Origin of the sequence: Arthrobacter bambusae, from assembly GCF_030812595.1 — a bacterium.
Taxonomy (GTDB): domain Bacteria; phylum Actinomycetota; class Actinomycetes; order Actinomycetales; family Micrococcaceae; genus Arthrobacter; species Arthrobacter bambusae_B.
In genome coordinates this window covers 575,489-590,315 of record NZ_JAUSSZ010000001.1, presented here as the reverse complement: position 1 = coordinate 590,315, position 14,827 = coordinate 575,489, and the positions used below count along the sequence as shown (strand labels likewise).

Annotated in this window: 14 protein-coding genes; all 14 read right to left on the bottom strand. The window is 64.1% G+C overall.

Annotated elements, in window-relative coordinates; all coding sequences use genetic code 11:
- Positions 1 to 78 precede the first annotated feature (78 nt).
- The 14 genes from metK to efp all read right to left on the bottom strand — a co-directional run bounded on the left by metK (position 79) and on the right by efp (position 14,712).
- Positions 79 to 1,308, bottom strand: coding sequence for a methionine adenosyltransferase (gene metK, locus J2S96_RS02805; RefSeq protein WP_306859635.1), 1,230 nt, complete (start codon positions 1,306 to 1,308; stop codon positions 79 to 81).
- Between the two features lie 90 nt (positions 1,309 to 1,398).
- Positions 1,399 to 2,646 (bottom strand): bifunctional phosphopantothenoylcysteine decarboxylase/phosphopantothenate--cysteine ligase CoaBC, encoded by a 1,248-nt coding sequence (coaBC, locus tag J2S96_RS02800; protein ID WP_306859632.1) that lies wholly within the window; start codon positions 2,644 to 2,646, stop codon positions 1,399 to 1,401.
- A gap of 26 nt (positions 2,647 to 2,672) precedes the next feature.
- On the bottom strand, positions 2,673 to 2,933 hold the full coding sequence (gene rpoZ / locus J2S96_RS02795; protein ID WP_028267125.1) for a DNA-directed RNA polymerase subunit omega: 261 nt from the start codon (positions 2,931 to 2,933) through the stop codon (positions 2,673 to 2,675).
- A 39-nt stretch (positions 2,934 to 2,972) separates the two neighbouring features.
- Entirely contained in the window at positions 2,973 to 3,545 is a 573-nt protein-coding gene (gmk, locus tag J2S96_RS02790) for a guanylate kinase (RefSeq protein ID WP_306859631.1), read from the bottom strand.
- A gap of 57 nt (positions 3,546 to 3,602) precedes the next feature.
- A complete protein-coding gene (mihF, locus tag J2S96_RS02785; RefSeq protein ID WP_306859630.1) occupies positions 3,603 to 3,953 on the bottom strand; it encodes an integration host factor, actinobacterial type in 351 nt (116 codons plus the stop codon).
- An 84-nt stretch (positions 3,954 to 4,037) separates the two neighbouring features.
- Positions 4,038 to 4,949 (bottom strand): orotidine-5'-phosphate decarboxylase, encoded by a 912-nt coding sequence (pyrF, locus tag J2S96_RS02780; protein ID WP_306859629.1) that lies wholly within the window; start codon positions 4,947 to 4,949, stop codon positions 4,038 to 4,040.
- Positions 4,942 to 8,262: a carbamoyl-phosphate synthase large subunit gene (gene carB / locus J2S96_RS02775; protein WP_306859628.1), complete on the bottom strand. Its 3,321-nt coding sequence runs from the start codon at positions 8,260 to 8,262 to the stop codon at positions 4,942 to 4,944. Before carB ends, pyrF begins: the two co-directional genes overlap by 8 nt.
- The gene (gene carA, locus J2S96_RS02770) at positions 8,262 to 9,551 is read right to left on the bottom strand and encodes a glutamine-hydrolyzing carbamoyl-phosphate synthase small subunit (RefSeq protein WP_306859627.1); all 1,290 of its coding nucleotides are present in this window, start codon (positions 9,549 to 9,551) and stop codon (positions 8,262 to 8,264) included. The genes carB and carA overlap by 1 nt, the downstream gene beginning before the upstream one ends.
- Positions 9,532 to 10,053 (bottom strand): PH-like domain-containing protein, encoded by a 522-nt coding sequence (locus J2S96_RS02765; protein WP_306859626.1) that lies wholly within the window; start codon positions 10,051 to 10,053, stop codon positions 9,532 to 9,534. Before J2S96_RS02765 ends, carA begins: the two co-directional genes overlap by 20 nt.
- Positions 10,053 to 11,411: a dihydroorotase gene (locus J2S96_RS02760; RefSeq protein WP_306859625.1), complete on the bottom strand. Its 1,359-nt coding sequence runs from the start codon at positions 11,409 to 11,411 to the stop codon at positions 10,053 to 10,055. Before J2S96_RS02760 ends, J2S96_RS02765 begins: the two co-directional genes overlap by 1 nt.
- The gene (locus J2S96_RS02755) at positions 11,411 to 12,439 is read right to left on the bottom strand and encodes an aspartate carbamoyltransferase catalytic subunit (RefSeq protein WP_306859624.1); all 1,029 of its coding nucleotides are present in this window, start codon (positions 12,437 to 12,439) and stop codon (positions 11,411 to 11,413) included. Before J2S96_RS02755 ends, J2S96_RS02760 begins: the two co-directional genes overlap by 1 nt.
- Positions 12,436 to 13,017, bottom strand: a complete 582-nt coding sequence (pyrR, locus tag J2S96_RS02750; RefSeq protein WP_306859622.1) for a bifunctional pyr operon transcriptional regulator/uracil phosphoribosyltransferase PyrR — start codon at positions 13,015 to 13,017, stop codon at positions 12,436 to 12,438. The genes J2S96_RS02755 and pyrR overlap by 4 nt, the downstream gene beginning before the upstream one ends.
- Before the next feature lie 721 nt (positions 13,018 to 13,738).
- Positions 13,739 to 14,149, bottom strand: coding sequence for a transcription antitermination factor NusB (gene nusB / locus J2S96_RS02745; protein WP_306859620.1), 411 nt, complete (start codon positions 14,147 to 14,149; stop codon positions 13,739 to 13,741).
- Positions 14,149 to 14,712: an elongation factor P gene (gene efp, locus J2S96_RS02740; RefSeq protein WP_011692114.1), complete on the bottom strand. Its 564-nt coding sequence runs from the start codon at positions 14,710 to 14,712 to the stop codon at positions 14,149 to 14,151. The genes nusB and efp overlap by 1 nt, the downstream gene beginning before the upstream one ends.
- Between the last annotated feature and the right edge of the window lie 115 nt (positions 14,713 to 14,827).

Below are 14,827 nucleotides of genomic sequence, written 5' to 3'. Positions count from 1 at the left end.
CTCCCTGGATTGCCGGATGCCTGATCGCAATCCAAGCAGGCACCACTGACAATTCCCGCTCTTGCTGGAGCAGCCACGTCAGGCGTTGAAGAATTCCTTCAGTTCGTCCACGCGGTCCAAGCGTTCCCACGTGAAATCCGGCTCTTCCCGGCCGAAGTGGCCGTGCGCTGCGGTCTTGGCGTAGATGGGGCGCTTGAGGTCGAGAGCGTCGATGATAGCGCGCGGACGGAGGTCGAAGATCTCCGCAATCGCCTCGCTGATCTTGGCCGGGTCAACGGTTTCAGTACCGAAAGTTTCCACGTAGGTGCCCACGGGACGCGCCTGGCCGATCGCGTAGGCGATCTGGATTTCGGCCCGCTTGGCCAGACCCGCGGCCACGACGTTCTTCGCTACCCAACGCATCGCGTAGGCCGCCGAACGGTCAACCTTCGACGGATCCTTGCCGGAGAAAGCGCCGCCGCCGTGTCGTGCCATGCCGCCGTAGGTGTCAACGATGATCTTGCGGCCCGTCAGCCCGGCGTCGCCCACGGGACCGCCGATGACGAAGGCGCCGGCAGGGTTCAGGATATTTGCGACGTGTGAGATGTCCAGGTTGGACACTGCCAGGACGGGATCGATAACGTGCGAGGCAAGATCGGCTCGCAGGCGATCGAGGTGTGTTCCTTCGGCGTGCTGGCTGGAAATGACCACCGTCTCAACGGAAACGGGACGGTCGCGGTCATATCCGACCGTCACCTGGGTCTTGCCGTCAGGGCGCAAGTAGGCCAGTTCGCCGCTCTTGCGGACTTCGGTGAGACGCTCGGAGAGCCGGTGGGCGAGCCAGATGGGCGTTGGCATGTAGGACGGAGTCTCGTCGCTCGCGTAGCCGAACATGATGCCCTGGTCCCCGGCCCCCTGGAGGTCGTAGTCGTCCTCCTGCCGGCCTTCCCGGGCCTCAATCGAATTGAAGACGCCACCGGCGATGTCGTTGGACTGCTGTCCGATGGAGACAGACACGCCGCACCGCGCGCCGTCGAAGCCATTGGCGGACGAGTCGTAACCGATTCCGAGGATGGTCTCGCGGACGATCTGCGGAATTTCGACATACGCGTCCGTGGTCACTTCACCGGCCACGTGTACCAGCCCGGTGGTGGCCATGGTTTCAACAGCCACGCGCGACTCCGGGTCCGCCGCCAGGAGCGCATCGAGGATGGCGTCGCTGATCTGGTCGCAGATCTTGTCCGGGTGGCCTTCCGTGACCGACTCTGAGGTGAAGAGCCGGAGCTTGGACGGGGTGCCGTGGGATTCATGGTGCAGCGGTAAAGTCACTCGACTACCTTACTCGGTTGGGGACGACCGGCTTCCGCCTTATGTCCATATGCTAAGGATGGACCAGCTAGGGAAAACCTCACCTGGCACCTAGGTGGCAGGGTGTACGCGGCTCAGTTCGGTGCTGATGCGGTCAATGACCGCGGCGGCGACGTCGGATTTGGAACCCGCCGCCGACTGCGGGGCCGCGCCATGGCCGGAGAGAATGATCACAGAATTCTGGTCCTGGCCGAACACGCGCCCGACGCCTACCTGGTTGACCACCAAAAGATCGCAGCCTTTCCGTTTGAGCTTGGCGGCGGCGTGCTCCATGACGTCGCCGTCCTCGTCCCCGGTTTCGGCTGCAAACCCGATGATCAACTGCGTGGATCCCCCCGCGTCGCGGCGCATCACCAGCTCATGCAGGATGTCCGGGTTCTGCACAAGGCGCACCACCGGGGCGTCGTTGCCGTTGACCTTCTTGATTTTCGTGTCTGAAACCTCGGCAGGGCGGAAATCCGCGACGGCCGCGGCCATGATCACCACGTCGGAGCCGACGGCGGCTTCCAACGCGGCGTCACGGAGCTCCAAAGCGGATTCAACCTGGATCAGCTCGACGCCGGAGGGTGCCTCTACCTCCATGTGGGCGGCGAGGAACCGGACGCGCGCTCCTGCGTCAAGGGCCGCAGCGGCCAGCGCGACGCCCTGCTTGCCGGAGGACCGGTTCCCAAGGAAACGGACTGGATCGAGGGCTTCCCTGGTGCCGCCGGCGGAAATCGTGATGGTACGCCCGGCCAGGGGCTTCGGTCCGACAAGCCGGGTTGAGGGCGAGGAAGCGCCAACCAAAGCCATGGCTGCTGCGAAGATGGCTTCCGGCTCCGGCAGCCTGCCGGGCCCGGAGTCCGCACCTGTCAGCCGGCCCACGGCGGGTTCCAGGACGGTGATGCCTCTGCTGCGCAGTGTTTCCACATTCGCCTGGGTGGCCTGGTTTTGCCACATTTCGGTGTGCATCGCGGGTGCGAAAAGCACCGGGCCGTGCGCCATGAGGAGCGTATTGGTGAGCAGGTCCCCCGCTTGGCCGGTTGCCGCTTTGGCCAAGAGGTCGGCGGTTGCCGGAGCGACCACGATGAGATCCGCTTCATGACCGAGACGGACGTGGTTGACCTTCTCGACGTCGTCAAAGACGCTGTTGCTCACCGGATTGCCTGAGAGGGCCTCCCATGTGGCGACGCCGACAAACCGGCTGGCGGCCTCGGTGGGGATGACCGTGACGTTGTGTCCGGCTTCAGTAAAAAGCCGGAGGAGCGATGCAACCTTGTAGGCTGCGATCCCTCCCCCGACTCCGAGGACTATGCGCACGTGACCTCCGTCAACAGGCAGTCTGTTTACTCTGCGGGCTCGATGGGCGTGGAAACCAGCAGGCCCTCGTTGATCTCGCGCAGGGCGATGGAAAGCGACTTCTCGTTCAGCTTCGTGTCGACCAGCGGGCCAACGTACTCGAAGAGACCCTCGTGCAGCTGGGCGTAGTACGCATTGATCTGGCGTGCGCGCTTGGCGCCGAAAATCACCAAGCCGTACTTGGAATCGGCAGCAGCAAGCAGCTCGTCGATCGGCGGGTTGATGATGCCTTCAAGGTTCGTGGACACGAATTCTCCAAATTCTAACGGGCTGACAAGTGCTAGCGCTTAGCGCTGGTGCGGGGTAAGCCCCATGAGTGAAACAAGCTCGTCCGCTGCCCGGCGTACGTCGTCATTGATGACGGTGTGGTCAAACTCCGGTTCAGCGGCAAGTTCCAGTTTAGCGGTTTCCAGCCGTTGCTGCTGTTCCTCCGGGGTTTCGGTGCCGCGTCCTACCAAGCGGCGGACCATTTCGTCCCAGCTGGGTGGAGCGAGGAAGACGAAGTTGGCGTCGGGAACTGCCGCCTTGACTTGCCTGGCGCCCTGCAAATCGATCTCCAACAGCACGGACCGGCCTTCGGCGATGGCAGCGTCCACCGTGCTGCGCAGCGTGCCATAGCGGTTCTTTCCATGAACGACGGCCCACTCAAGCAATTGGCCATCGGCAACAAGGGCGTCGAATTCTTCGGCGGACTTGAAGTAGTAGTGGACACCATCCTGTTCCCCCGGCCGGGGCGCACGCGTGGTCGCTGAAACTGACAGCCAGACCTCGGGGTAATTGTCCCGGATATAGGTGGATACTGTTCCCTTGCCAACGGCAGTGGGGCCTGCGAGGACGGTCAGTCCCGGATTCTTGCTCACATCATCCTTCGTGGAGATTCTTTATATGCTGCATTTCATCTCGAATGCCGCATTTGTTCAGACGCTGTATTTGTCTTCCATAAAATCTATCAGCGACCGGGACTGGTGAATTCCCAGGCCCTTGAGCCTTCGTGAAGAAGCGATTCCAATCTCCGCCATGATGGCTGCGGCCCGGACCGGACCAATGCCCGGAACGGCCTCGATGAGCTCGGAAACACGCATGCGGGCGATAGCCTCGTCTGTTTGCGACGATTTGATCAGCTGGGCAAAGCTAAGTTCGCCCGTCCTGAGCTGCTCTTTCGCAAGAGCCCGTCTTGCCCTCGCCCTCGCAGCCTTTTGCAAGGCATCGGAACGTTCCTCTGGAGACAAAGCCTTTAATGTCACTGACACATCTCCTTTGGCCGTCATCGAGTGCGAAGCAGATTGGACTGATCCCGAAGCTATCGTGTGGTTAGTACGGAGCGCAATGCATTGGACCAACCAACATCGGGTTCAGCCTTCGAGCAAGCCGTCACGCGTGGCCTCGGTGGCGGAGCGCAGCCCGGCAATACTTGGACCAGCGGCGAGGATCCCGCGGCTCGAGGTTGCCAGGACAGCAGGGTACGCCGCCCCGAAAGTGGCACGCAGATCCGCTGGCGTAGCCCCTTGCGCGCCCAAGCCGGGTGCCAGGATCGGTCCGTGAACGGCGTCGAGGTCCAGTCCAAGTTCCACGAGGGCGCCGCCGATCGTGGCACCCACGACCAGGCCGACAGAGCCCAGGCCGACCGAGCCCAGGCCGACTCGCCCCGTGGCACCGGAATAGCGGCGGTTCTCAACGGCCGCCGCCTCGATGATCCGCCGGGCCACCGATTCCGAACCGCCAACATGCTGCACGGACTTGCCCTCGGGGTTGGACGTCAGGGCCAGCACGAAGACTCCACGGCCGGTCTCGGCCGCCAGGTCGAGCGCCGGACGCAACGACTCAAAGCCGAGATACGGGCTCAGCGTGACCGAGTCTGCCGCCAAGGCGGAACCATCCCGTAGCCAGGCGTCGGCATAAGCCGCCATCGTCGAGCCGATGTCTCCCCGCTTGGCGTCGGCGATACTCAATACGCCGGCGTCCGATGCGGCCGCAAGGGTCCGCTCCAGGACCGCCATGCCTGTGGAGCCGTGACGTTCATAGAGCGCCACCTGGGGCTTCACCGCGGCAGCGAGCGTTGCCACGGCCTCGACAACGGTGAGCGAAAAGCGCTCGAGGCCGGCGACGTCGTCGTTCAATCCCCAGTCCGCCAAGAGCCCCGGGTGCGGGTCAATACCTACGCACAAAGGGCCGCGGGCAGCCATTGCGGCAGCCAGGCGGGAGCCGAACGGCTCCTGCCCCGGCTGTGCAACGATCTGCCCGACGGATTCGGCAGACTCAGGCATTGACGGCCTCGGCTGCCGCGGCCTTGGACGCTGACAACGCCGCTGCGTGCTCCTGGAGGCTCGTCACCGACCACTCGTACGTGCGCAGCGCCTCGATTGCCTGCACGGCGGCGTTGAACTCCGCGACTGTGGTGATGCAGGGGATGCCGATGGACGTAGCGGCAGCGCGGAGTTCGTAGCCGTCGCTGCGGGCTTCGCCCCCGGAAGGCGTGTTGAAGACCATGTCGATTTCGCCGGCGACGATGAGATCCGCGATGGTGCCCTCACCTTCGGCGCTGCTGCCCTCAGCGACCTTGCGGACGGGTGTGGCCTGGATGCCGTTGCGGCGCAGGACATCCGCGGTCCCGCCCGTGGAGACAATTTCGAAACCGAGGTCCGACAGGCGCTTGACGCCCATGATCACCGAGCGCTTGTCGCGGTTGGCGACAGAGACGAAGATCTTGCCTTCGGTGGGCAAAGCGTTGTTCGCCGCGGACTGGCTCTTGGCGAAAGCGGTGTCGAAATGCTTATCGATGCCCATGACCTCACCGGTGGAGCGCATTTCGGGGCCGAGGAGCGAGTCCACAACTTTGCCGGCGGGGGTCCGGAAACGGCTGAACGGCAGCACCGCTTCCTTCACGGCCACAGGGGCGTCGAGCGGAAGGTTGGAACCGTCGCCCGTTTCCGGCAGCATCTTGTAGGCGCTGCGCAACTGGTTGATGGTCACGCCGGTACCGATCAAGGCCGCGGCCTTGGCCATTTGCACCCCCGTTGCCTTGGAGACGAAGGGAACCGTGCGGGAAGCGCGCGGGTTTGCCTCGAGCACGTAGAGCACGTCGGAAGCCAGCGCGAACTGGATGTTGATGAGGCCGCGGACCCCTACGCCTTCGGCGATGGCCCGGGTGGCAGTGCGGACACGCTCGATGACGTTGCTACCGAGGGTGATCGGAGGCAGGACACATGCGGAGTCGCCGGAGTGGATGCCGGCTTCCTCGATGTGCTCCATGATGCCGCCGAGGTACATGTCCGTGCCGTCGAAGAGCGCGTCGACGTCGATTTCGACGGCGTCCTCGAGGAAGCGGTCGATCAGCACCGGGTGGTCCGGGGTGATTTCCGTGGCGTTCGCGATGTAGCGAGAAAGGTTGGCTTCGTCGTAGACGATTTCCATCCCGCGGCCGCCAAGCACATAGGACGGACGGACGAGGACGGGGTAGCCGATCTCGTCGGCGATCTTCTTGGCGTCCTCGAAGGACACGGCGGTGCCGTTCTTCGGGGCGATCAGTCCGGCCCGGTCAAGCACGCGGGAGAACATACCTCGGTGCTCGGCAAGGTCGATCGCTTCCGGGGAGGTACCGAGGATCGGTACGCCGGCGTCTGCCAACTGCTGCGCAAGCTTGAGCGGAGTCTGGCCGCCGAGCTGCACGAAGACGCCCATGACGCCGCCGGTGCGCTCTTCGGCTCCGATGACCTCGAGGACATCCTCCAGTGTCAGCGGTTCGAAGTAGAGGCGCGTGGAGACGTCATAGTCCGTGGAGACGGTCTCCGGGTTGCAGTTGACCATGACGGTCTCGTAACCGGCCTTGCGCAACGCCATGGATGCGTGGACGCACGAGTAGTCGAACTCGATGCCCTGGCCGATGCGGTTGGGGCCCGAACCCAGGATGATGACGGACGGCTTGGAGTGCAGGCCCACCTCGTCCTCCTCGTCATATGCCGAGTAGTGGTACGGGGTGTACGCGGCAAATTCGGCCGCACAGGTGTCCACCGTCTTGTAGACCGGACGGATACCCAGCGCCTGGCGGACGCCGCGGACAACGGCCTCCGGGTTGTGGGTCAGGGCGCCGATCTGCGCATCGGAGAATCCATGGCGCTTGGCGTTGCGGAGCATGTCTTCCGTCAGGGCACCGGCCTTGCGGATCTCCTGGGAGGTCTCGTTGAGCAGCTGCAGCTGGTCCAGGAACCACGGATCGATCTTCGTGGCTTCGTAGAGCTCCTCGACCGAAGCACCGCCGAGCAAGGCGCGCTGGACCTGGTAGAGGCGGTCCGTCGTCGGACGCTTCGCTTTTTCGACGAGTTCCGGGACTTCCCATTCGGGGACGTGGCCGAAGTCCAGCTGCGAGCCCTTCTGCTCGAGGGAGCGGAGGGCCTTCTGCAGGGCCTCCGTGAAGTTGCGGCCCATGGCCATGGCTTCACCGACGGACTTCATGGTGGTGGTCAACGTGTTGTCCGCGGCCGGGAACTTCTCGAACGCGAAGCGGGGAACCTTGACGACGACGTAGTCGAGGGTCGGCTCGAAGCTCGCCGGGGTCTTCTGGGTGATGTCGTTCGGGATCTCGTCCAGGGTGTAGCCCAAGGAGAGCTTGGTGGCGATTTTGGCGATGGCGAATCCGGTGGCCTTGGAAGCCAATGCCGAGGAACGCGAAACACGCGGGTTCATTTCGATGACGACGACGCGTCCCGTGTCCGGCTCGACGGCGAACTGGATGTTGCAGCCACCGGTGTCGACGCCGACTTCGCGGATCACGGCGATGGAGATATCGCGCAGCCGCTGGTACTCGCGGTCCGTCAGGGTCAGTGCCGGGGCAACGGTGATGGAGTCGCCCGTGTGCACACCTACCGGATCGAAGTTCTCGATGGAGCAGACAACAACGACGTTGTCGTTCTTGTCGCGCATCATCTCCAGCTCATACTCTTTCCACCCGAGGATGCTCTCCTCGAGCAGGACCTCCGAGGTGGGGCTGTACTGCAGGCCCTGGCCCACGATGCGGCGCAGGTCTTCCTCGTTGTACGCCAGGCCAGAGCCCAAGCCGCCCATGGTGAAGGACGGACGGACAACCATCGGGTAGCCGAGGTCTTCCGCCGCAGTCAGTGCTTCATCCATGGTGTGGATGATGTGGCTGCGTGCCGACTCGGCGCCACAGCGTTCCACGACGCCCTTGAATTTTTCACGGTCCTCGCCGAGTTCGATCGCGGCGATGTTGGCACCGATGAGTTCGACGTTGTACTTCTCGAGCACGCCGTTCTTGTCCAGTGCGATGGCAGTGTTGAGCGCGGTCTGTCCACCCAGGGTGGGCAGCACGGCGTCCGGGCGCTCCTTGGCGATGATCTTTTCGACCACCTCGGGAGTGATGGGCTCGACGTAGGTGGCATCGGCGAACTCGGGGTCGGTCATGATCGTGGCCGGGTTCGAGTTCACCAGGATGACGCGCAGGCCTTCCTCTTTGAGCACCCGCAGGGCCTGGGTTCCGGAATAGTCGAACTCGGCCGCCTGGCCGATAACGATCGGGCCGGAACCGATTACGAGGACGCTTTTGAGATCTGTACGCTTTGGCATTACTTGGTGTCCTCGTTCTTCGCGGAGTTCGATGTCTGAGTGTCGGCGCCCTGCTCTGCATCCTGGCCGTTCTTCGTGCTTTCCATCAGCTCGATGAAGCGGTCGAAGAGGTAAGCGGCGTCGTGCGGTCCGGCTGCGGCTTCGGGGTGGTACTGGACCGAGAAGGCCGGGATGTCGAGGCAGGCGAGTCCCTCGACGACGTCGTCGTTGAGGCTCACGTGGCTGACCTCCACCCGGCCAAAGCGCTCTTCCGGAGCCATGCTGGCACCGTCCATGGGGGCGTCGACGGCGAAGCCGTGGTTCTGCGACGTGATCTCGACTTTGCCCGTGCGGCGGTCCATTACCGGCTGGTTGATACCGCGGTGGCCGTACTTGAGCTTGTAGGTACCGAAGCCGAGGGCCCGGCCCAGGATCTGGTTGCCGAAGCAGATTCCGAAGTACGGGATCTTCTCGTCGAGCACAGAGCGGAGCAGCGCCACCTGGGCATCGGCCGTAGCGGGGTCGCCGGGGCCGTTGGACATGAAGAAGCCATCCGGGTTGACTGCCTTGACGTCTTCCAACGTTGCGGTGGCCGGTAGGACGTGGACGCGGACGCCGCGTTCGGCGAAGCGGACGGGGGTCATCGCCTTGATGCCAAGGTCGATCGCGGCGATGCTGAACTTCGCTTCTCCGTCCCAGCCATGGTCCGCGGGTTCGACGACGTAAGCTTCTTCGACGCTCACTTCTTCTGCCAGGCGGGCGCCTTCCATGGGAGCGCTGGCCAGGACGGTGTCCAGGAGTTCCTTGTCCGTGGCCTCGGCTGCTGCGCCCGAGAAGATTCCTGCGCGCATGGTCTTGTGCTCGCGCAGGTGCCGGGTGATGGCGCGGGTGTCTACGGCCTGGATGCCGACGATGCCCTGTTCCGCGAGCTCTTCGTCCAAGCTGCGCTCCGAGCGCCAGTTCGACGGGCGGCGCGCGGCGTCACGCACCACGTAGCCTGCCACCCAGATGCGGCGGGACTCGGCGTCCTCTTTGTTCACGCCGGTGTTCCCGATGTGGGGGGCCGTCTGGACCACCAGTTGGCGGGCGTAGGAGGGGTCCGTGATGGTTTCCTGGTAGCCGGTCATGCCGGTGGCGAAGACAGCCTCGCCGAGGGCCACGCCTGTGGCGCCGTAGCTCCGGCCACGGAACGTGCGGCCGTCTTCGAGGACCAGCACTGCCGCGGAGGACTCTGCTTGGTTGGTATTGCCTGTCACTGTGCCTGCTACTGCGTTGCTATCCGTCACTTTGTTACTTTCCACTATCGGCATCTGCCTGGGGGGCTGCAGAGATCAATTCTTGAAGTGCTTCGAGGAGCGGTTGCTTGTCGTTGGCGTGCCTGGTCCTGAATCCGGTGTCGAGCTCGTGTTCTCCGAGCATCCAGCTCAAGACCACGAGTCCATCCTTTTCCACGAATTTGCCGGCCATGCCGTTGGCGCTTCCGCAGTCCGTCACGGCTTCCGCCGGAACGAACAATGGTGCGGTGCCCTTCCGGTCGAAGAGGACGCCTTCAGGGTGGACGCTCACTTCGGCGTTCCCGCGAAAGCCAAGCCCGTGGACGGCGACCCGGTCAAGCCAGTCTCCCGCCGTCGTCGTGGCCACGTACTGGCCTTCAGCAACAATGCCCGCCGGGCTGAGCCTTTCAGGTACTTCCGGTAGCTGCCCGAGGGCCGCCTGGCGCTTGAGCCTGCCGTGCCAACCTATCGCGATGAGTCCGGCCGCGACCGCGGCGAGAACGACGACGAGGAGCAGGGATGCAATCTTGTTGTCCATCACTCGCTGCCAGCGCCGGCGGGCTCCGCTGCATAGCGGTACGGGGTGTTCAGCTTGCCGTCCAGTACGGTCGGGTGGCCCTTGAAGAAGGTCGCAACGACGGCGCCCGGGAGCTCTTTGCCCGCAAAGGGTGAGTTCCTGCCCATGGTCGCCATCTTATGCGGATCCACGGTCCACCGCGCAGCCGGGTCAACGAGGATGACGTTGGCAGGTTCGCCGGCCTCGAGCGGTCGTCCCTGGTCCGCAACACGGCCAATGGCCGCGGGAACCGTGGAGGTGACGCGGGCGAAGTCGGCCCAGGTCATGAGCCCGGTTTCGATCATGGTTTCCTGGACGACCGACAGGGCGGTCTCCAGTCCCGTCATGCCCATGGCTGCCTGGGCCCACTCGCACTCTTTGTGCTCGCTCGGATGCGGCGCGTGGTCCGTCCCGACGACGTCGATCGTGCCGTCGGCCAGCCCGGCACGGAGCGCCTGGACATCCGCATCGGTGCGAAGGGGCGGGTTGACTTTGTAGACGGGGTCGTAGCTGCGAACCAGCTCGTCGGTGAGCAACAAGTGGTGCGGGGTCACCTCAGCGGTGACGTTGATCCCCCGTTCCTTGGCCCAGCGCACGATCTCCACCGATCCGGCAGTGGAGACGTGGCAAACGTGCAGGCGGGAGCCGACATGTTGGGCCAGGAGGACGTCCCGGGCGATGATGCTCTCCTCGGCCACTGCGGGCCACCCGGCAAGGCCGAGAACAGCGGAGACGGCGCCCTCGTTCATCTGGGCTCCAGCGGTGAGGCGGGGTTCCTGCGCGTGCTGGGCGACGACGCCGTCGAACGCTTTGACGTACTCGAGGGCGCGGCGCATCAGCACGGGATCATGGACACAGATTCCGTCGTCGGAGAAGACCCGGACCTGGGCGCGGGAGTCGGCCATGGCGCCGAGTTCGGCGAGCTGCTCTCCGGCAAGCCCGACCGTGACGGCACCCACCGGACGCACATCTACCCAACCGGAGGCGCGGCCAAGGCTGTGGACCTGCTCGACGACGCCGGCGGTGTCCGCCACCGGGTTGCTGTTCGCCATGGCGTGCACCGCTGTATATCCGCCAAGGGCCGCGGCGCGGGTACCTGTTTCAACGGTTTCCGCGTCTTCGCGGCCAGGTTCACGCAGGTGGGTATGAATGTCGACCATGCCGGGAAGCGCCACGAGGCCAGCGGCCTCGATCACCGTGGCACCTTCGGCGGAAAGCCCGGCGCCCCGCTCAGCGATGACTCCGTCGCGGATCAACAAGTCCTCGGCGTCGCCACCCAGGATGGCCGCGCCGCGGATCAAATAGGTACCGGATGCTGTCCCTGTCGCGGTCTCGGTCATCAGATGCTCTCCTTCTCGGAACGGGCGGTGTTGGTGCGGGCTGCGCCGGGCGTGTGGGCGGCTTCACGGGAATCCCCCGAGAGCAGCAGGTACAGCGCGGCCATCCGGACCGACACGCCGTTCCGGACCTGGGCCAGGACCGTGGAGCGCGGCGAATCGGCCGCGGCGGAAGAAATCTCCAGTCCCCGGTTCATGGGGCCGGGGTGCATGATGATGGTGTCCTTGAGCCCGAGTTCGTCGAGGGCGCGGAGGCGGGCATCGTCGAAGCCCCAGCGTCGCGAATACTCGCGGGTGGAGGGGAAGAAGGATGCGTTCATGCGCTCCCCTTGGACCCGGAGCATCATCATGGCATCCACGCCGCCTTCAAGGGTCTCGTCGAGGTTGTAGCTGACCTTGCAGGGCCAGTGTTCGACGCCGATGGGCAGCAAAGTGGGTGGCGCCACCAGCGTTACTTCCGCGCCCAGGGTGCGAAGGAGCCACACGTTGGAACGGGCGACGCGGGAATGCAGGACGTCGCCTGCGATCGCGACGCGCATACCCGTGAGGTCTGCGCCCGTGGAGGCCGAGCCGTGCAAGCTGGACCAGTGGCGGCGCATCGTGAACGCATCCAGGAGAGCCTGGGTGGGGTGTTCATGGGTGCCGTCTCCGGCATTGATGACGGCCGCGTCGATCCAGTCGGTGGAAGCCAAACGGTGCGGAGCCCCGGAAGCCCAGTGGCGGATGACTACCGCATCGGCGCCCATGGCCGCGAGCGTTTGCGCGGTGTCCTTGAGGGACTCGCCTTTCGAAACCGAGGAACCCTTGGCGGCGAAGTTGATGACGTCGGCGGAGAGCCGCTTTGCCGCGGCCTCGAAGGAGATGCGGGTGCGGGTGGAGTCTTCGAAAAAGAGGTTGACCACGGTGCGGCCGCGCAGCGCGGGCAGCTTCTTGACTTCCCGGTCCCCCACGGCAGCCATCTCTTCGGCGGTGTCCAGGATCCGGATGGCGTTCGCGGCGCTCAGGTCTTCGGTGGACAAAAGGTGTTTCATGAGCCTGCCTCGATCACTACTTCATTGATGGGCAGGCCATCGACGGAGTCGAATTCTTCAAGGTGGACCCGGACCTTCTCCGAGGAAGACGTGGGCAGGTTCTTGCCGACGTGGTCTGCCCGGATCGGCAGTTCGCGGTGCCCGCGGTCCACGAGGACCGCAAGCCGGACGATCCGTGGCCTGCCAAGGTCGATGATCGCGTCGAGGGCTGCCCGGATGGTGCGGCCCGAGTACAGGACGTCATCGATCAGGACAACAACTTTGTTGTCGATGCCGGACAACGGCAGCTTGGTGGGATACGGGGGCCTGGCGGGCTGGTGGGAAAGATCGTCACGGAACATGGTGACGTCCAGCTGCCCGACAATGCCGGAGGCGTTGACGGATGCATCCGCGGCGGCGATTTTTGCTGCCAGCCGCAAGGCCAGCGGATAACCGCGGCGCGGGATGCCTAAAAGAACCAGATCCTGGGAACCCTTGTTCGCTTCGAGGATCTCGTGGGCGATACGAGTGAGCGCACGGTCGATATCCGCGTGGTTTAGGACAACCCGGGACGGCACCGGCGCAGTGACTTCAGTCATCGCTCGTCTCCCCTTTCCCCGCCTCACGGGACGGAATTAAAAAAGGAACATTTGCTCTTCAAAATTACCACAGCGGCGACACCCGGCTTGCCCGCTCCGGAGCTGGCCGATGCGTTTTAGCTCACAGTCGACGGAACCACGACGCGGGAAAAGAACCACGACGCCGGAATTCCGGTGTCGCGAGGGAGGTTGCGCGTCGCGAGGGAATATCGGCGTCGTGAACGATCACCGGATCTGGCCTGGGACGGGTCCTCGACACGGGAAGGGAATCACGACGCGGGAAAAGTATCTCGACGCGGGAATTCCGGTGTCGCCAGGGAGGTTGCGCGTCGCGAGGGAATATCGGCGTCGTGAACGATCACCGGATCTGGCCTGGGACGGGTCCTCGACACGGGAAGGGAACCACGACGCGGGAAAAGTATCACGACGCCGGAATTCCGGTGTCGCCAGGGAGGTTGCGTGTCGCGAGGGAATATCGGCGTCGAGAACGATCACCGGATCTGGCCCGGGACGGGTCCTCGACACGGGAAAGGAACCACGACACGGGAAGGGAATCACGACGCGGGAAGGGAACCACGACGCGGGAAAAGAACCACGACGCGGGAATTCCGGTGTCGCCAGGGAGGTTGCGCGTCGCGAGGGAATATCGGCGTCGAAAAAGCGAAGGGCCGGTGCCCGCAGTTTCCTGTGTGCACCGGCCCTTCGCATGCTTCCATGCCGCCTAGGCGAGGAGGGAAGGCTTCAGCGTCTGCAACCGTCCGAGGAGACCGTTGATGAACGCGGGAGATTCGTCGGTGGACATGACCTTGGCCAGTGCCACCGCTTCGCTGACTGCGACGCCGTCCGGGACGTCGTCGTTGTAGAGGAGTTCCCAGGCACCGATCCGCAGGATGATGCGATCGACCGCCGGCATCCGCTCCAAGGTCCAGCCCTGGGCGTAAGTCTGAAGGAACTCGTCGATGGTGGGCTGCATGGCAACCACGCCCTCCAGGATGTCCATCGTGTACGGGTTGACCACGAGGTCGGTCTTTTCCCGGCGGGCCTTCAAGACCTCGAAAGCGGAGGCGGAGCGCTGCTCCGCCTCGAACAGTACTTCGAGGGCCCTGTTACGGGCCTTACCACGGGCGCTCACTAGTCGTTGACCCGGCCCAGGTAGCTGCCGTCGCGGGTGTCTACCTTGACCTTGGTGTTGTTCTCGACGAACAGGGGCACCTGGATCTCGTAACCTGTCTCGAGGGTGGCGGGCTTGGTGCCGGCCGAGGAGCGGTCGCCCTGCAGGCCCGGCTCGGTGTAGGTGATTTCGAGGACAACGCTCGGGGGCAGTTCGATGTAGAGCGGGGTGCCCTCGTGGATGGCGATGTTGACCATCTGGTTTTCCAGCATGAAGTTGGTGGCGTCGCCTACCGTGGCACCGGAAACCGTGATCTGGTCGTAGTCCTGGGTGTCCATGAACACGAAGTCCGCGCCGTCCTGGTACAGGTACTGGTAGTCGCGGCGGTCAACTGTGGCGGTTTCGATCTTGAGGCCGGCGTTGAAGGTCTTGTCGACCACTTTGCCCGACATGACGTTGCGCATCTTCGTGCGCACGAACGCGCCGCCCTTGCCCGGCTTGACGTGCTGGAACTCAATGATGTTCCAGAGCTGGCCCTCGAGCTTCAGCACGGTCCCGTTCTTGATGTCATTTGTGGTTGCCACTAGTATCCTCTGGTTTCTCTCACTGGTTCTAGCTACGCCCTCTGGCTTCCAGCCGACTATGCCAGGCAGGCATGCCTTGACGGCCGCCAGCGCGTATTTATCAAAAATCCAAAGA